Annotated in this window: 13 protein-coding genes and 1 pseudogene; 11 read left to right on the forward strand and 3 right to left on the reverse strand. The window is 46.3% G+C overall.

Annotated elements, in window-relative coordinates; translation table 11 throughout:
• Positions 1-391: 391 nt before the first annotated feature.
• Positions 392-2044, reverse strand: a complete 1653-nt coding sequence (locus WC227_00815; GenBank protein ID MFA6963245.1) for a CTP synthase — start codon at positions 2042-2044, stop codon at positions 392-394.
• Between the two features lie 245 nt (positions 2045-2289).
• On the opposite strand from WC227_00815, the gene WC227_00820 reads away from it, so the two are divergent.
• The 5 genes from WC227_00820 to WC227_00840 all read left to right on the forward strand — a co-directional run bounded on the left by WC227_00820 (position 2290) and on the right by WC227_00840 (position 6228).
• Positions 2290-2625 (forward strand): hypothetical protein, encoded by a 336-nt coding sequence (locus WC227_00820; protein ID MFA6963246.1) that lies wholly within the window; start codon positions 2290-2292, stop codon positions 2623-2625.
• Positions 2626-2917: 292 nt separating this feature from the next.
• Positions 2918-3196 carry a co-chaperone GroES gene (locus WC227_00825; GenBank protein ID MFA6963247.1) on the forward strand — a complete coding sequence of 93 codons (279 nt, stop codon included), beginning with the start codon at positions 2918-2920 and terminating at the stop codon, positions 3194-3196.
• Between the two features lie 120 nt (positions 3197-3316).
• Positions 3317-4942 carry a chaperonin GroEL gene (gene groL / locus WC227_00830; protein ID MFA6963248.1) on the forward strand — a complete coding sequence of 542 codons (1626 nt, stop codon included), beginning with the start codon at positions 3317-3319 and terminating at the stop codon, positions 4940-4942.
• 90 nt (positions 4943-5032) lie between these two features.
• Positions 5033-5569, forward strand: coding sequence for a PH domain-containing protein (locus WC227_00835; GenBank protein ID MFA6963249.1), 537 nt, complete (start codon positions 5033-5035; stop codon positions 5567-5569).
• 29 nt (positions 5570-5598) lie between these two features.
• Positions 5599-6228 carry a hypothetical protein gene (locus WC227_00840; GenBank protein MFA6963250.1) on the forward strand — a complete coding sequence of 210 codons (630 nt, stop codon included), beginning with the start codon at positions 5599-5601 and terminating at the stop codon, positions 6226-6228.
• Positions 6229-6267: 39 nt separating this feature from the next.
• Here the strand turns inward: WC227_00840 and WC227_00845 are convergent, their stop codons facing one another.
• Together WC227_00845 and WC227_00850 are read right to left on the reverse strand one after the other, a co-directional pair.
• Positions 6268-7437, reverse strand: coding sequence for a hypothetical protein (locus WC227_00845; GenBank protein MFA6963251.1), 1170 nt, complete (start codon positions 7435-7437; stop codon positions 6268-6270).
• Positions 7438-7560: 123 nt separating this feature from the next.
• Entirely contained in the window at positions 7561-11130 is a 3570-nt protein-coding gene (locus WC227_00850; protein ID MFA6963252.1) for a DNA polymerase III subunit alpha, read from the reverse strand.
• A 146-nt stretch (positions 11131-11276) separates the two neighbouring features.
• On the opposite strand from WC227_00850, the gene WC227_00855 reads away from it, so the two are divergent.
• The 6 genes and pseudogenes from WC227_00855 to WC227_00880 all read left to right on the forward strand — a co-directional run bounded on the left by WC227_00855 (position 11277) and on the right by WC227_00880 (position 18078).
• The gene (locus tag WC227_00855) at positions 11277-12515 is read left to right on the forward strand and encodes a DNA methyltransferase (GenBank protein MFA6963253.1); all 1239 of its coding nucleotides are present in this window, start codon (positions 11277-11279) and stop codon (positions 12513-12515) included.
• 28 nt (positions 12516-12543) lie between these two features.
• Complete coding sequence (gene rpmA, locus WC227_00860) at positions 12544-12834, forward strand: 50S ribosomal protein L27 (protein ID MFA6963254.1); 291 nt, start codon at positions 12544-12546, stop codon at positions 12832-12834.
• Positions 12834-13169 (forward strand): annotated as a pseudogene (gene rplS, locus WC227_00865) (50S ribosomal protein L19). Before rpmA ends, rplS begins: the two are co-directional and overlap by 1 nt.
• A 277-nt stretch (positions 13170-13446) precedes the next feature.
• Complete coding sequence (locus WC227_00870; GenBank protein MFA6963255.1) at positions 13447-13608, forward strand: hypothetical protein; 162 nt, start codon at positions 13447-13449, stop codon at positions 13606-13608.
• Positions 13605-15695, forward strand: coding sequence for a hypothetical protein (locus tag WC227_00875; GenBank protein ID MFA6963256.1), 2091 nt, complete (start codon positions 13605-13607; stop codon positions 15693-15695). Before WC227_00870 ends, WC227_00875 begins: the two co-directional genes overlap by 4 nt.
• A gap of 16 nt (positions 15696-15711) precedes the next feature.
• The gene (locus WC227_00880) at positions 15712-18078 is read left to right on the forward strand and encodes a hypothetical protein (protein ID MFA6963257.1); all 2367 of its coding nucleotides are present in this window, start codon (positions 15712-15714) and stop codon (positions 18076-18078) included.
• Positions 18079-18084 lie beyond the last annotated feature (6 nt).

Raw genomic sequence — 18084 nt, forward strand, 5'->3', positions numbered from 1 at the left:
AGTCATACCCGATCCCTTCTAGCCACAATGTAGTAAACAAACACATCGTAAAACACTTTATGGAATGGCTGGTCGAATCAAAAGTTTGTTCTAAAAAAGAGTTTGATGAAATGATTAAGTAGCGTGTGGTAAGATCACGGGATAAATCCTCTTACAATCTGAGTTTACTGAAATTGATACTGAATATGCGGTGTTATGGCCTAGAGCGGACTCGGGGACGCTCCCCAAATCATAGCCAAATCGACTTCACGATGAAGGGTGTCGAACAACCAGTCAAATAAGATCGTAAATAGTTACTAAAAAAATGCCCCGTCACACGACGAGGGCATTTTTTATTCGTAATTTATAATTAAAATGATTTGACCCGAAGGGTCCCCTTTGGGGTAATCCATTATTTGGCTGCTGCTTTGACGAAGGCCATAAAGAGAGGTTGAGGCTTTAATACATGAGAGCTGAACTCGGGATGGAATTGGACGCCGACCATGAAGGGATGATCCTTGACTTCGACGATCTCAACTAAATTTCTCTCTGGGTTGATACCTCCAATTCGGAGGCCCGCTTTCTCGAGTTGTTCGCGATAATCGTTATTAAACTCATAACGGTGGCGATGTCGTTCCAAAATAGTTGGCCAGTGAGTCAGTGAGTCAGTGAGTAAGTATTTTTTATAAGCATCATAGGAGAGAGAACCTTCTTGAAGTTCGCAAGCGTATTCGCCCAGTCTCATCGATCCGCCGTAATCTTTCTTGCGTAATTTGGCCTTTTGATCGGGCATGATGTGAATCACAGGGGTGGCAGTCTTCGGATTGATCTCTTCCGTGTCAGCATCCTTCAATTTCAGGACATTGCGTGCAAACTCGATCGTCTCGATTTGCATACCATAACAAAGGCCGAAATATGGGATTTTGTTCTCTCGACAGTATTTGGCAACAGCAATCTTGCCCTCAATTCCTCGTGAACCAAATCCGCCTGGGACGATGATTCCGTCTAACTTTTTGAGATCAGCCAGCTTCTTGGGATCCTCTTCGTAGGTGGTAGAGGAGAGCCATTCAAATTCTGGTCGGAGCCCCTGATGCCAGGCGGCAATTTTGACTGATTCTATGACTGAAATATAGGAATCTGACATCAAATATTCACCAGTCTCGAAGTATTTGCCCACAATTCCAATTTTGACTGCTTTAGTAGCCTCTCTCGCCTTATCCACGAAGGCTCGCCACTCGACCAAGTCTTTTTGTCTCGGTTTGAGATGGAGGTGGTGCAGGATCTTCTCGCCTAATTTTTCGTTCTCAAAGTTGACTGGAATATCATAAATTGACTCAACGTCTGGCGCCGAAATCGCGTTTTCTGCCTCAATCGAGCAGAAGGTGGCCAGTTTCTCTCGTCGTTTGTCATCGATTGGGTAGTCGCTTCGACATAGGATGAAGTCGGGCTGAATACCACAGCCATTGAGCTCACGAGCGGCGTGTTGGGTGGGCTTGGTCTTCATCTCGCCGACTTTTGAGGGGATTGGGAGATAGGAGACGAGCATGAAGATGACATCATTTGGATTTTGCAGTTTCATCTCGCGAGCTGCTTCGAGGAAGAGAAGATTTTCATATTCGCCAACAGTTCCGCCGATCTCAACAATCGTAATGTCAGACTTGGCCTTGCGGCTAGCGGCCCAAATTCGGCGGATAATCTCCTCTGGAACGTGAGGCACGACCTGGACACATTTGCCACCGTATTCCAGATTGCGTTCACGATTGATGACAGACTGATAAACTCGGCCAGTTGTCATGTAGTTCAATCGAGTCAGATCCGTGCCGATAAATCTCTCGTAATTGCCCATGTCCTGATCGCATTCATCCCCATCTTTGAGCACGAATACTTCGCCATGCTCGGTCGGATTCATCGTGCCAGCATCGACATTAACGTACGGGTCGCACTTGATAGCAGTGACATTGAAACCCTTGGATTTGAGAATAGTTCCGACAGATGCGGCAGTGATGCCTTTGCCCACAGATGACATGACTCCACCAACGACGAAAATGAATTTGTTTCTGGCCATTTCCTCTCCCGTTATATTGAAATATTTGATTAATACAATCGAAAAAACTCCTAGGCATTTTGATCTAATTGGAGTTTTTTTTAGAGATACTATCTTTTGTTTAAATTTATCTTATCATTTGCAATAAATTTTGCAAATTTAGAGATTGAGGATAACTAATAAATCTTGACGCACGAGGGATTTTGTAGTAAAAATTCTCTATACCCAAGGTGTTAGAGTCACACCCATACGATTGGAGGCAACATTTGAAGAAATCGCACGAGTCCCTTACGGGTAAACGAGAGCCCAAGCTCTCGGACGGAGCGGCCCAGCCCGCTCCATTGTCGGTCACATTGACCGGGAAATTTGCTGACAGAGGCGGCAAGGTACAACGTCTCCTTCTGGGCCATTTAGCCGAGATCGGTCGCTCAGGCCATCACAAGGTAATATTGATGGCAACAACCCCGTCCAAGAAACAAGGACAAGAACCTGTAACTTTGTGGGAGAGCCCCTCTCTTCCCACTGGCGCCATATTTGGCTTGGCTGTGTGCCATGATGGCCGATCTGTTATCAAGGTCGCGATTATCCCCGCGAACAGCTAAATTTTTCGCCCCTCGCTTTCCCCAAGGCGAGGGGATTTTATTTGCCCTTACGGTTGACTTTCGAGAGTGATTTGGATAAAATGCAATCTGCGGCGACTGATGCATCCCCCTTGGCATCTTCGCCGCTTTTTTGGTCCTTCCCCTTTTAAAGGGGAAGATAGAAGGGGCTTATAATTAACCTCACCCCAACCTCTCCTTGAAAAGGAGAGGGGACATTATGTAAAGTCGACTTGACATTTTGTAATTTTCGTATTAGTTTTGAACATGCAAGACAATAAATAAAGGAGCTACTATGCTAAAACCACTAGCTGACAGAGTATTGATCCTGCCTCTCGTTGCTGAGGCCAAGACCAAGAGCGGAATTTTCATCCCAGATAATGCCAAAGAAGCGCCTGCTCAGGGCAAAGTGATCGCCTTGGGGAACGGCAAGATCAAAGAGGGCAAGACGCACGAATTCTCAGTCAAAGTCAACGACAAAGTTCTCTATTCGAAATACTCAGGTGATGAGATCAAAATCGAGGGTGTTGATTATAAAATCATGCACGAAGAAGATATTTTGGGAATACTTTAAAAATTGACCATTTCCCATTGTTCATTTCTCATTAATTTATCATTTTCCAATTGGTAAATTTATAAATGGACAATTAATGATCAATGTAAAATGAAAAATAATAACTAACAAGGATCTAAAATGGCGAAAATGATTAATTTTTCCGAAGAAGCGAGAGGGAAACTCCGAGACGGCGTCAACAAATTAGCAGATACCGTCAAAATCACTCTTGGACCCAAGGGCAGAAATGTTGTTTTGGAGAAGAGCTTTGGCGCGCCAACCATCACGAATGATGGCGTGACGATTGCCAAGGAAATCGAACTTGAAGATAAATTTGAAAATATGGGTGCTCAGCTGATCAAGGAGGTCGCGAGCAAGACCAACGATGTTGCAGGAGACGGCACGACCACAGCTACGATCTTGGCCCAAGCCATGATCAACGAGGGGCTGAAATATGTTGCCGCTGGGGCCAATCCGATTCAGGTTCGCTCTGGCATTGAGAAGGCGACTGAGGCTATTGTCAAAAATATGAAGACAAAGCAAATTTCAGGCAAAGCAGAAATTGCTCAGGTCGCTTCTGTCTCATCTGGTGACGAGAAGATTGGTATGATGATTGCCGAAGTTATGTCGAAAGTCGGCACAGATGGTGTTGTCACTGTCGAAGAATCCAACACGATGGGGATGGAGACTGATGTCGTGGAGGGTATGCAATTTGATAATGGCTATATTTCTCAATACATGATTACCGAGACGGCCTCCATGAAGGCGGTGCTGGAAAACCCTTATGTGGTGATCGCAGACAAGAAAATTTCCTCAATCGCCGAGATATTGCCTCTGCTTGAGAAAATGGCCCAGAGCGGCAAAAAGGATGTAGTGATCATAGCTGAAGATGTCGACGGTGAAGCCTTGGCGACTCTCGTGGTCAACAAGCTTCGCGGTGTTCTAAACGTCTTGGCGATCAAGGCTCCTGGCTTTGGTGATCAACGGAAAGAAATGATGCAGGATATTGCTACTTTGACTGGCGGCACAGTTATCTCTACTGACCTCGGCCACAAGCTCGAGGAAACAGAGCTTTCTATGCTTGGCCAGGCTCGCAAGATCGAATCAGACAAGGAAAAAACAGTTATTATCGAAGGCAAGGGCACGGCCAAAGCGATCAAAGAGCGCATTGCCCAGATCAAGAAGCAAATTGATCCAAAGAAACCTGAGCATGATTATTCAAATGAAAAATTGGTAAAACGGCTGGCGAAACTCTCTGGCGGTGTTGGTGTGATCAAAGTTGGTGCCGCGACTGAGACGGAGATGAAGGAGATCAAATTCAAGGTTGAGGACGCAGTCAACGCGACCAAAGCGGCCATTTCTGAGGGTATTGTAGCTGGCGGAGGAGTCGCTCTGCTCAATGCGGCTGCAGCGCTCAAGCCAACAGTAGCAAAGGATGACGAGAATCTTGGAATCGAGATCGTCAAGAAGGCGGTCGAGTGTCCAGTTCGGCAAATTGCCGAAAACGCTGGCGTAGAAGGCGCGGTCGTCCTCAATAACGTTAAAAAAATGAAAATTGGTGAAGGATATAACGCCGCTACCGGCGAATATGGCGATATGATCAAGATGGGAATCATCGATCCAGCCAAGGTGACTCGATCAGCACTTCAAAACGCCGCCTCCATCGCGGCGCTAGTCCTCACAACAGAGGCTGTGGTGGCCGAAAAGCCAGAGAAGAAAGAACCGATGGCCGGAATGCCAGGAGGCATGGGCGACTTCGGAATGTAAGCGAAAAAAGTACGTTAGAAAAGCCTCGGTTTTCACCGGGGCTTTTTTGTACAAAATAGATATTTATTTTTTTCTTGGTATAATCTATTTATGCAAGAAGAAGAGAAAAAGGAAAGCGAGTTCACCTTTCAGGGACAGAGGCCAGAAGAAAAGGTAGTAGATGTGATTAATTCCCACCCCTACGTCATTTACCCAACCGGCTTTCGAGTCGTCCTGATTTTGGCAGTGGTGGCGGCCGTCTTCATTCTCTTCCCCCAAGTCGTTCTCTGGGCCTATATCAGCGCTGGCGTCATTGGAGCCCTCTCAATCGTTTACTTTTGGAGCGCATATTACGGATTCAAAGAGTCCGTATTGATTATCACTGATGAGAGAATCTTCTATGTTTCGCAAAAAGGCTTTTTCCGACGCAAAATCTTTGAAGCGGATCTTGCTAACATTTTGGACGTCTCGAGCGAAACGAAAGGATTTTTCAAAACAGTTCTCAAGTACGGTGATCTAATCGTGCGCACGGCCGGAGCCAAGGAAGAGGGCGATATTATCGTCCAAGATATTCCTGATCCATACTACGCTCAACAAAAGATCGCTTCAGTCAGACCGAAGACGGTTGCTAGGCCAGCCTCAGTATAATTTCAGCTTTTTTTGGGAAAATTTAACTAATGAACTTCTTAATCAAATCGAATCGACTAACGGCCTGGATTTTGCTTGTCTGCATGATCCTTCTTTTGATTAGCGGCTATGGCATGACCAAGGGGATTATTAGCGCAGGCACTGCTTCCAAACTCCATCTTGGGCTTTTGAATATCATTACCCTGTTCGTTTTTGTCGTCCATTCCTCGGTCTCGATTTATTTTGCCCTCAAGCGCTGGGGCATGTGGAATGTATTTACCAAGATAACTCTCGTCTTGTTCTTCTCCGCTTTCTTTGGCTATTTTGTATACGTCGATCGATTCTACAAAATCCCGGCCAAAAGCGTTTCCTCTGCCCCAACGACGAGCACAAGCACAGTTGCGCCAAGTTCAAGTACGAACACGACCGCTCCTGCAGACACAAGTACATCGACTGCAGAGAAGACATTCACCGCCTCGACTCTCGCTCAATTTGATGGCCAAAACGGCCAGCCAGCTTATGTGGCTGTGGATGGCGTTGTCTATGATATGAGCTCAGTATTTCGCAACGGCACACACTACGGTTTTGACGCAGGGCAAGACCAGTCGTCGGTCTTTCACTCCAAGCATTACGACAGCATCCTCTCGGGCTACACAGTTGTCGGTAAATTAGTGCAATAAAAATCCCCGCAGGCGATTGCCAGCGGGGCAGAAATAAGGTCATTTTCGTTCTTTCGGTGTTAGCAAATCAATCAGTTGATTCGGTGGTTTGGCTATCACTTCAGAGCTTGCGATGCTGGTAAGCCAGCACTGGCCAGCACTTGCCAATCTCCACAAATCGTCTGCCGCTCGTTGTCCAGCGGCAGAGAATTTGCTCTTTGCGTCAAATATCGACAATTCATCTTTAAGATCAGGAAAAGCAATGTCATGGCGGCGGGATGGGGCGAAGGGAAACTTGATTGCCGCTTCACCCTGTTTCAGATTTTGCAGCATAAGGTAAAAACTATTTCTGGCTATTAGATATCTGATGTTCAACTCGCAACTAAATGAATCGCTTATGCGATAGCTTCGCCTGAAGAACAATGATCCGACAGAGATATGATCGCCGTCACGCAGATTGCCATCCTTGTATTTGAGATCCAGTCGGACGAAGATACGGATAGAGTCAGTGACATCGTCAGAGTAACCCAGTTCGGTAAATTCCAGAAGTTTGTAAAACTCGGGGAATTTCTTATCACCTGTTGGTCCCATAACGGCAATTTTGCTATTGATCTGTAACCGTCTGCTGTTTCTTCTGGGCATCTTGATTTGGAGTCGCCCTGAACCAGAGGTGCTTGCGATAGTAATTCTGCTGTCGTCAGGGCTTGTCGCCACAGATTCAGCTGAGTAAGGTAGCTCGATCTCGTTGAAGTTACTGTCAATCGGTTGGCAAGAGAATGAGCCAAGGCCGTCTCCGTCAAAGGTAGTGACCAGATCACCACTCTCAGACTTTAACGCCAGCTCTCTTAGCAACACAGGCCAACCGTTACGACTATCTCTCTCATCTCCGATCCAAAATGCTTCAGACATTTTGTACACAGCCATACCTTCGGGAAAACCCTCGCAGACTGGTCCGATCATAAGAAATTGATCTTTGACAGGCCGATTGCCGGTCTTGGTCCAGGGCTCGAAACCAACTGGTCCAAGACGATCCAAGAGGATCTTGGCATGACGGGCTTTACGGCAGGTCTCTTCGGACCAACCGCAACTTTGTAAAAATTCGCTGAACGCTGTCGCGCTCGGTGCATACTTGAGGTACTCAAGTATGACTGGATTACCCAGGATGTCCTTGCAAGACGCATTTAGAAATTGCGTGCTGTGGAAACCATCGCTGTCGTCTACTTTGGTCATTTTGTTTTCCTCCTGCCGGTCTACGGCGCGGTAGAATGCGAAGCGTTTCGGTCAACGAAGCCGCTTCCCAAATGCTATACCACAAAAGAGCGTCCAAGTAAACTAAAAATGAACTAAAACATGTTAGAACTGGACGACGTTGTCTTTGCCGATCAGTTTTTTGACTTTATTTAAGAGGACAGGATCTATAGTGATCTTGTTTTTTATTTTGACTTCCTTGGTCGTGCCGTTGACTAGGACCAAGAGAACGGAGGATTCGCCAGGATGAGCGCCGAATATCTCTTTGAGCTCGAGCAGATGCTCCTTGCTCCACTCAGCGGGGATAGTTAATTTGAGGCTCTTGGGGCCGAAGTCATATACTGGAGCCGTCGCGGGGTTGGAAGGGCTCTGCGGGGCGCCAGAAGCCCCATTTCCCCCACTTTTGTAGCCTCCCTGTCCATTTCCCCCTCCGCCTTTCCCGCCCCAGCTACGACGCTTCTCGCGGACGACGAAGGCTGGAATGGCTGATTCCATGCTTAGTTCATACACACCCTCGGATACTATTTTGAGCGCGCCGTCTTTGTAACTGACAAATCCGTCAATTACCACAAGCTTGTCATTGGCTAGCCAAGTGCATGATTCAAGCATCTTGGGAAAGACTAGCACCTCAGCGTTGCCGCTCATATCCTCTACCTTGGCGAATATCATATTCTGATTGCTTCGAGTCAGGATCTTTTGCATAGAAGTAACAACTCCGGCGATACGCACGAATTTGTTCTCGTCTGAGCTTGAAATATCTGAAATTTTGACCGTGCGGTTCTTCTCAAGTAAGGGCCCAACATCGGCCAGAGGGTGTTCCGAGATATACATTCCGAGCAGTTCGCGCTCCCAAGTTAGGATGCTTTTCTTGTCAGCTGGAGCGGTAGGTTCGATCTCGATGCTCATCTGCTCGACAGGGTTTTCATCCGTGAAGAGGGAATTTTGATTGTTTGTGATTATTTTGTGGACATTGGTGGCAAAGGCAAGAATTTTTTCCATGTTGAAAAGGAGCTGGTTCCTCTCGCCGAAGGGGGAGAGGGCACCGGCCATGGCGAGAGATTCGAGAGCCTTCTTGTTCACGACTTTGCCTGAGAGACGGACCAGGAAGTCCTTCAGATCCGTGTATTCCCCATTCTTGCGCTCTTCTACGATCTCCTCGGCCACCATTTGGCCCACGTTTTTGATCGCTGAAAGGCCAAAGCGGATATTTCCGCTCTCTTTGACTACGCCAAAGTCGACGAATGACTCATTGACATCAGGTGCCATTACTTCGATCTCCATCCGTTTGCATTCGTCGATCTCAATCGCAAGCTTGTCGAGATCGTCCTTGTTGGAGGTCATGAGGGCGGACATGTATTCGGGCGGGTAATTCGATTTCAGATAAGCAGTTTGGTAGGCGACCAAGCCATAGCTAGCGGCGTGTGATTTGTTGAAACCGTAGCCAGCGAAAGTCTCGATCTGTATCCAAAGGTCGTTGGCCACCTTCTCCTTCATGCCACGCTCGATGATCTGTTTGAAGAATTTTTCTTTCTGAACACCCATCTCTTTGACAATTTTCTTGCCGATAGCTTTGCGGAATTTGTCGACTTCCTCCCAGTTGTAGCCGGCCAGCTCAATCGCGATCATCAAGACATCATCCTGATATACAATCAGGCCGAGTGATTTCTCCAAAATTCTTTCCATCCGTGGGTCTGGGTAAGTAACCCGTTCGGGATTGTGTTTTCTGGCAATGTATTCGGGGATAAAGGCCATTGGCCCAGGGCGATAGAGCGCCACCATGGCCATAATATCGTCGATAGTGGTCGGACGTAGATCCTTAATGTGTTTGCGCATGCCCTCACTTTCCAGTTGGAATACGCCAATCGTCTGGCCACGCGAAAGGAGTTGAAAGGCCTTTTTGTCGTCGAGCGGGATTTCATCAAGGATTATTGCCTCGCCCCTAGTTTTCTTGATAATTCGAAGAGCGTTTTGAATGATTGAGAGGTTGGCAAGGCCCAAGAAGTCCATTTTGATCAAACCAACCCCATCCTCACCGACGGCGTGCATTTCATATTGAGTGACTAGACGCCCGCCCTTGTTGTCTCTCATGATCGGGGTGAAATTAGTAATGTCCTCTGGTGCGATGACGACGCCAGCGGCGTGGACGGAGGCGTGACGGACGACCCCCTCGAGTTTTCGGGCGATATCAATGCACTGTTTGACCTTGGCGTCAGAGTCATAAAGCGCTTTTAATTCTGAGATAGTCTCAAGGGCTTGCTTCAACGTAGTCTTGATCGGAGGTATCAATTTGGCGATAGTGTCGACTTCGGTGTAGGACATGCCGAGAACTCGACCAACGTCCCGCACGGCCATGCGGGCGGCCATAGTTCCGAAGGTGCAGATTTGGGCAACCCGATCCTTACCGTATTTCTGCGAGACATACTGGATAATCTCGTCACGGCCAGAGTCGGCTATGTCGGCGTCAATATCTGGAGCGGATGGGCGAAAAGGATTCAGGAAGCGTTCGAAAGGCAAATTATATTCGAGTGGGTTCAATTGTTTGGCCGTAATGCCGAGAGCGTAGGAGGTAAAACAGCCAGCGGCTGATCCTCTCACATTGGTCGGAATGTTGCGCTCCTTTGCTGCTTGAAAGAAGTCTTGGACGATCAAAAAATATCCGAGATATCCCTTGTCTTTGATCACCTTGAATTCATAATCAAGACGCGCTTGCATCTCTGGTGTGATTTCTGCAACTCGTTTTGGTAGGCGTTCGGCGATCAATTTTTTGATATATGTCTCATAGGTTTCGTTCTCGGGTAGCGGAAATTCGGGGAAGCGGAATTTACCGAGTTCAATATTGACGTTGCACTTCTCAGCGATTTCGAGCGTGTTGGTCATGACTTCGGGATGATCTGGAAAATTATTGAACATCTGCTCACGAGTCAGAAGGGAGTAGTCGTCGCCCGTCATCGTCATTCTATTTGTATCTGAAATCAAGCGACCGGTTTGGAGACAGAGAAGAGCGTCCTGAGCAATGGCATCGTCGGTGTTCACATAATGGGGATCGTTGGTAGCAATGGTTTTGAGACTAAATTCTGCGGCCAATTTGAACATATTCTCATTGACGGTAACCTGATCTGGAACGGTGTTGGGGTGTGCTTGAACTTCGAGATAGAAATCTTCCTTTGGGAAAATCTCGAGGTATTCTTGAAGAACTTTTCTTCCCTCGTCTAGCGATTCGAGGGATTTACGAGGGATTTCTCCCTGGACACAGGCCGAGCAGGCGATCAGTCCTTCGGCGTGTGCCTTGAGTGTCTCTTTGTCAATGCGCGGTTTGTAATAATAGCCGTCTAGATGAGCGATCGTGACCAATTTGAGCAGATTTCTGTATCCGATTTCGTTCTTGGCCAGCAAGATCAGATGGTAGGCCTTGGCGTCAACTGAAGGCTGTTTGTCGGTCAATTTTCTCGGTGCGACATAGGCCTCAACGCCGAGGATTGGCTTGATTCCCTCCTTGAGGCAAGTTTCATAGAACTCGATAATGCCATACATCACGCCGTGATCGGTCAAGGCGAGGGCTGTCTGGCCGTCAGATTTGGCTTTTTTGATCAGATCAGGAACTTTGCCCATGCCGTCAAGCATAGAATAGTGCGAATGCACGTGGAGATGGACAAAGTTAGGAAACTGCGTTTCCATAAATTTCTAATTCCTAAATACTAATTTCTAATCAATGTCTAATTAATAATTTATAATTAAAAATTGATTAACAATTAAGAAATAAAAATTGGTAATTTGCGTATTTTCTAGCTAAATGTCGTCAAATGTGTTAAAGTAAGCAAACAATGCAACACAACAACCAAAAATACGCCTTTGTGCTTGGTCGTGAGCGCGATTTGTGCTTGACGGAACTCTATGCAGTTCTAGTTCGTTTTGGTTTTTGTTTTACAGTTCCCAGTGTATATGACAATGTCGCAATCATCAATATTGAAAATGCGAACGAAAGTGATGTGGCGAGCTTGATTGAGAGTCTGGGCGGCACGATGAAGATTTTCCGCATGATCGTCCCAGTCGATAAGCAAGTCAAGGACAGAATAATTTCTTATATTACGAGCTCAGAGAGAAGCCAGAAGAAATTCAACTATACTATTTCTTCTTACTCACGACTTTTCAATTACAAATCGATCTTTGATCTCGGTCTTTCGATCAAAAAGGAGCTGAAAAAGGAGCTATCCTTGCGATTCGTTGAAATTAGAGAGGGCAAGGACGCTTCAAGTATTTTGTCCTTGAAAAATCATTTTGTGGATCAAGGTTTTGAGTTTGGCTTGTTCGAAGCAGATCTAGGCATTTTAATCGCTCTCACGGATGCGGAAGAGTGGGGCGAGCGTGATTATGATAAGCCATCTGGCGACAAGAGAAGCGGAATGCTTCCGCCAAAATTAGCCAGGATGATGATCAATCTTGCGCTAGGATCGAAGAAACAAGAGGGAAAATCTCTCGTGATTGATCCTTTCTGTGGATCGGGCAATATTCTGATCGAAGCATTGCTTCTTGGCGCTGACGCGATGGGCTCGGACGTGAGCGAAAAAGCGGTTAATGATTCGATGAACAATATCAAATGGCTTGTTGAAAACCCGAAATATAGAGACAAAATTACTGCCAAAAATCCGAAGCCGAAGGTGCATATAGACCAAGCCGATGCTTCCAATGTAGATTTTGCAAAACTACTTTCGACTTTCGACTTTCGACTTTCAGACTACAACAGCGTAGCTGTGGTGGCCGAGCCGTTTCTGGGCGAGCCCAAGAAATTTAAACCTAGCTTGAACGCAGTCAAGGGCGAATATGCAAAGATTCAGGAATTATACATTGATTTCCTCAAGAATATTCGACAATCAGGGCTTCCAATTAATTCGTTGGTTTTGATTTTTCCACTGGTAGAAACGCTCGAAGGCAAGCTCTACAGTCTCTTCGACGCAAGTGTTGACGAAATTGAAAAAATTGGCTATAGTGTACTCACTAAACCACTTGTTTATGGTAGAGAATACCAGGTTGTGAAGCGAGAGATCGTTTTACTACAGTTTTAATTTGTAAATTATCCCAAAGGGGTACGTCATGGCTCATAAAAAAGCCGCAGGTAGTACAAGATTAGGTCGCGATTCCGTCTCCAAACGACTTGGAGTCAAGGTTTTTGGTGATCAATTTGTTACCGCTGGCGGAATCATCATCAGACAGCACGGTACCAAATTTTATCCAGGACTCAACGTCGGAATGGGCGATGATTATACGATCTACGCTTCTATCGATGGCTTGGTTAGATTCCAGGAAAAACAGGTTACAGCTTTCAATGGCAACAAAGACAAGCGAACTTTTGTACATGTAGACGAAATTGTGGAAGGTAAATAATGCTTAAAATTCTCGAAAAATATACCAAGAAAAACATTCCTGAAATTCGATCAGGCGACACAGTCAAGGTTCATATCCTGGTCAAAGAAGGCGCCAAAGAGCGCGTTCAGATCTTCGAAGGTCTAGTCATCGCTGTTCAGCATGGCCAGTCACTCGACGGTACTTTCACTGTTCGCAAAGAGTCCTTCGGTATCGGTGTTGAGAGAACATTTCCTCTTCACAGCCCAAGAGTTGTCAAAGTTGAGAGAATCAAACAATCCAAAGTCCGCCGAGCCAAACTTTACTTCATGAGAGAATTGACTGGCAAACACGCACGTCTCAAGGATCTCAACCGTGATCACAAGGTTTGGGAAGAGAAGGGCGCCGAAGAAGAGCTAGAGAAGATTGCAGCTGAAACTGCTGCTATCGCTGAAGCCGCTGCTGCTGAAAAAGCTGCAGAGGAAGCCGAAATCGCAGCCAAAGTTGAGGCAGTCGCAGGCGACCGTATCGTAGAGGATAAAAAAGAAGACTAACTACCAAGTTATATACAGTGCTCCAAAAAATACCCAATCGAAAGATAATGGGTATTTTTTTAATTAAATGCTATCATTGAAAAAACAACTTGGAGGAAATATGAACTCAGAAGAAATTGTCAAAGCAGTAGAAGCGGCTGTTGATACATACAAACAAGATCTTGATCAGGTGGGCAAGAAGCAAAAGCAAGTTCTAAGCGATTTTATTGGTCGTTTGGAGCAAGAAAAGATGGATAAGATACGGAAGGAAATAGTACTATGAAAGGCGCCGAAAAGGTTGGGGAAAATACAGGAGAAGAAATAAAGGGGCAAGAGGCAACGCCTGCCGCGGAGCCTAGTAATAGTGAAGTATTGAACAATCGTGCCGAGCAGGTCGTCGGTCTGAAGGGTCTTTCAGAAAATATTAGTAGCAGAAACAGCCAGACAGCCGAACAAGTCGGTGGAAATTTGGACGCAGACGCGACTGAAATCGCTGGAGTCAAGGCAGAGATAGATAGAATTGGTGTACAGGAAGGTGGCGTTGCTCAAGCTAGATTGGCAGAATCACTTGAGAAAATCAGGCAAGAAGCAGGCTCTGACGGCGAGAATCCTGAGGAGATTGCCGCATTGGATAACTTGATCAAACGGGTGAAGCCTAGCGCGGAGGAGAATAGTGAAGTTCAGCCTGACGTAGATTGGGACGAAAATTCGGCCAATTTTGATGAAGGCGACAAGCATATCGCGTCTGAAGGTGAGGAAACTCAGGACGCAGGGCCAGAGCAGAGAGACGACGATGAGAAAACAAAGATCTACGAAGAGCCGAATTTAGATCCTGCCGTCCAGAAGATATATGAAGAGATTACAGCTCGTGCGGCCAAATGGACGCAAGAGGCACAGAGCGGCAAGTCTGGCGCGATTGCACAGACCGAATCGCGGAAAGACCCTGCTCGATACTCGGGCCAGATGAACTTCTTGAGCTCCAGAGGAGTTTGGGAAAGATTTGCCAAAGATTATCCCGAAAAAGCGTTGGCTTACGCTGATAAGAATGAGGACATTGCCGAGGGCTTGGCGGCTTCTGCCCCGCGTGCAGAAAAATCCGATGGAGCGCCGAAAATTATTCCCGGCGAAGCAGGGCCCGAAATGCCTGCAGAAGAAGATGAAACGCCAGGCGAGGAATCAGAATCGGAGACAGACAAAATGATTCAGGAGCTTGGTCTCGAAGATGCTTCGCCTGAGAATCCAGTCAAAATGCAGTGGGCCAACGAGGATGGCGATGTCGAGGTATCAGTCACTGGGGTCAATGAAGAGCCAGGTGCTGATGGCAGGACGTATGCTAGGGCTTTTGACGAGGAAACTGGCGCAGAGTTTGAGGTGCCGCTAGACGAATTGCAGTCGATCGATCTAGCTGTCGGGGAGGAGGACGATGGATCCCCAGACGAAGAGGGCGAAGCTCAGAAGAAGGAAGCGCCAACCGAGAAAGAGGGCGAGGATGAGCCGACTCAGGCCGAAGCAGACGAGAAGAATAATGCTTATCGTGAGAAGATCTCTCAAGAGAGACAGCTGCGGATACGTGACCGCCTAGAGAGACGGGGCAAAGAGCAGGCAGAGAGAGACGAAGTGGCAGTACAATCAATTACGATGAGCCTAGAGAAGGCTAGTACTGCTCTTGCGGAGACGAAAGCCGATACGGGAGAAGAGAGCATATCGAAAATCGGTCCGGCTCTGAAGCTGTTAAATGAAAGTGGTGCTACCAAGAGAGAGCTTGCTATCCAACTTCTGCCTTCTGTCAGAGCTTTTGCTCGAAACATGGATAAATCATCTTCTGACCCAACTGCAGCGGAAACCATTACAGCACAGAAAATACTCGGTAATCGAGAAGCTGGCGACCAGAGGTTGCAAGAAGCATTTGTCAAAATTAATTCATTGAATCAGGAGACAGACAAAGTCTCTGGCGGCGAATCCATGGCGTATTTGATGAAATATATCGTGAAAAACTCCGAGGGTAAACTTGGCAACCCTGCCCAGAAAGATGACATTGAAGCTCCCCAGGCACAAAATGATACGGTTGAAGAGGCTGAACCTTTGACTGCGGAGCGACCAATTGCTAATCAGGCAGAAGGAGCTGATTTAGGCGGTGATGAAGTTGGGGACGAAGGAAATGAACCAGGGTCCAGGAACGCCGACACAGTTGAAGAACCAAGCACGGCCCAAGATGGAGATCAAGAAGCGGCAAATCCATATAGCGATCCGGAGGCTCAGCCAGATGTAAATTGGGATGACAATTCGGCCGAATTCGATGAGGCTGATAGGGAAATTGCCCAGTCAGATCAGACCGAGAAAACAGAAGCAAAAGCAGACAGCGGGGAATAAGTGCTAGGATTATGATATGAAATTGTTTAAAAACAATATAAAAAGAGTTGGCTCATTCAAGCTAAAAGATTTTGAGTTGGTCAAAAACCATTACCTTGCTAGAGCATCAGAACTTAATCGACTCATAAATGGATCTAACAAAACCGAATCTCTGGCCGAGAATTCAAAGCGAGCTTATTATCTGCATTGTTTTATCGACGATATGAGGGATTTGGGCTATCCGGAGATCGCGGATGGTCTTGAGGAGGCCTTAGCCAAAAGATATCACGATCCGAAAATATTGTTGAATATCGCTGAAGCAGGACTGTCCAGGATTCTTTCCAGTTTCGAAGGCAAAATCAGATTGGGGGAGAACGAATACCATATTCGTAATGGCAAAGCATATTACCAAAGTGTTTTTGACAAATGGTACGAGCTAAAAGGTGTTCAAGTCTTTCTCCTTACTCCTGATCTGGGCGAAGAAGTCGTCCCAATTGATGCCGAGGGCGAAAAGGGCATCAATGAATATCAAACTTTTCTTCGAGCATGGCGAGAATCCGGTGGCAGAGACAATTTTGATTTTAGCTCGACAGACGGTGATACGACTCCAGAGAACTACTTCGAATCTTCTGTAAATGAAATTAGTAAAATTATTGAGACTCCAATAAGTTCAGAGGCGATCTTGGCAAAAATCGGTAGCGAGCAAAAATTTGAAAGAATCTTCAAAGTCGCTGCTAGGTTGATCAAATTTGTCAAAGAAATTCGAGATAGCGGCGTCTCGCCAGTCTACCTTTTGCGAGACGGCCTAATGTTCGCCGAGGCACAGAAAGCGCTTGATTTCGCTTCAGGGCAGGACACGCTGAGCGGACAATTGATGATCAACCGCAAGTTGCTGAGTAAGGAACCGGATGACCATTATTATTGGGCATTGGCGTCCGATGCGCTTTACGTCGCTCTGCCGAAGAACGGCCGTGATTTTGATCTTTTTTACAAGAATTATTGCCAGGAGATGGCTAGACTCAAGATAAAAGAGCCCGGGTTTAAAGAACTGCTTAGTCGACTTGGTTTATACGTTTCCTCCCAGTTATCACATCTCAAGGGGTCGAAGAAAATATTGGTTGTAGACACTGGTCTCCAGGGGTCTATTAACATGCTCACCAAATACGTTATTGATTTCCACACTGATCTGGATGTGCCAGTAGACGTGGAAATGTTCGTGGTTGGAGATTGGCTGAAGCGAATCTATCAGAAAAGATACGCCAGCGATTATTACCCGATCCTGAAAGACATTGAGATATTCAATCGAAGTGACCATTTGTACAATTACAGATCTGGAAGTTTCGAATCGGGGAAAGTAGAAGTAACCATGGGTAGCGAAGCTGAACAATTGATGGCTCATGTCGAATTGATAATCATCACGATGTTGTGCAAATTGATGGATGAGCAGAAATCGGCGCCCAAAGTATCTCCAGCTGAGGCGGCTTCAGGCGGTATGGCAAACCAGTATTCTCTCGATGGATTTAAGCTGGCAAAAACTTTGGCTGACCCCTCAAAACCCCTAACGTCTCACACTGTAGAATTGTGGGAAAACCATCAGGGCGAACGTCTCGTGGTTAAGACCGTTTCGGATGGCCTTGAGCACAGTTTATCAGCAGATATTATCGGTCAACGTTGCTTCACTCTGCTGGGTTTGCCGTCGCCCCGGACGTCCCTGATAGAGCACGACGACAAATATCGTTTGGTGATGGAGTTTCTCGACGGGTACAAGACACCAGATGATCCCCTAGCTCTGCCCCTGGGCCAAGAAAATAATCGAGTGATCCAATCTGGCATTCTAGCTGATATCTGGCTCCATCATTATGATCGGCAGCCTTACAATTTCATGTTCAAGGGCGATGAGCCTGTATTTATTGATTTCGGAGGGTGTTTGACCTCTTCGCCAAGCGGCAAAATTACTGGTTTTCCGGCCGAAATTACAGATCAGGAAATATTGAATTGCATCAAAGCTTTTCAGGGCGATTATCCGGTCAATCAAGCGTATGGAGAAGTCATTTCTTTTAACCCAAGCTCGAAAAAGATTGTTGTCAAAGATGCTGAACTTCTGGCTCGACTGGCTGATCAACTCTCCAAGGTTTCCGATGAACAAATCGAGGCGATTGTCAGTCAGAACATTTTGTTTTTCCAAAAACATAATCCAGACAGAATCCAACATATCCTGGACAATTTGGAGGAAAACTTGAAGATACCAATTGAGAAACTTCACTATGCTCATTACCATAATAATTTCCTCGAGGCACGCGATACTTTTGCCCGCGTTAGAGATGAATTTGATTCTGATGAATCAAACTATATTCAGTTTGCGCTGAAGCAACGACGTGATATGTTGGTGAAAAGATTTAAATAACAGAGG

Source organism: Patescibacteria group bacterium (assembly GCA_041671645.1).
Taxonomy (GTDB): Bacteria; Patescibacteriota; UBA1384; order XYA2-FULL-43-10; family 1-14-0-10-43-13; genus JBAZBD01.

Bases quoted from the DNA above. Each gene is read 5' to 3' on its own strand.
- rpmA (MFA6963254.1), top strand. From the start codon at position 12,544: ATGGCTCATAAAAAAGCCGCAGGTAGTACAAGATTAGGTCGCGATTCC.
- WC227_00840 (MFA6963250.1), top strand. From the start codon at position 5,599: ATGAACTTCTTAATCAAATCGAATCGACTAACGGCCTGGATTTTGCTT.
- WC227_00815 (MFA6963245.1), bottom strand. From the start codon at position 2,044: ATGGCCAGAAACAAATTCATTTTCGTCGTTGGTGGAGTCATGTCATCT.
- WC227_00850 (MFA6963252.1), bottom strand. From the start codon at position 11,130: ATGGAAACGCAGTTTCCTAACTTTGTCCATCTCCACGTGCATTCGCAC.
- WC227_00870 (MFA6963255.1), top strand. From the start codon at position 13,447: ATGAACTCAGAAGAAATTGTCAAAGCAGTAGAAGCGGCTGTTGATACA.
- WC227_00825 (MFA6963247.1), top strand. From the start codon at position 2,918: ATGCTAAAACCACTAGCTGACAGAGTATTGATCCTGCCTCTCGTTGCT.
- WC227_00845 (MFA6963251.1), bottom strand. From the start codon at position 7,437: ATGACCAAAGTAGACGACAGCGATGGTTTCCACAGCACGCAATTTCTA.
- groL (MFA6963248.1), top strand. From the start codon at position 3,317: ATGGCGAAAATGATTAATTTTTCCGAAGAAGCGAGAGGGAAACTCCGA.
- WC227_00875 (MFA6963256.1), top strand. From the start codon at position 13,605: ATGAAAGGCGCCGAAAAGGTTGGGGAAAATACAGGAGAAGAAATAAAG.
- WC227_00855 (MFA6963253.1), top strand. From the start codon at position 11,277: ATGCAACACAACAACCAAAAATACGCCTTTGTGCTTGGTCGTGAGCGC.
- WC227_00880 (MFA6963257.1), top strand. From the start codon at position 15,712: ATGAAATTGTTTAAAAACAATATAAAAAGAGTTGGCTCATTCAAGCTA.
- WC227_00835 (MFA6963249.1), top strand. From the start codon at position 5,033: ATGCAAGAAGAAGAGAAAAAGGAAAGCGAGTTCACCTTTCAGGGACAG.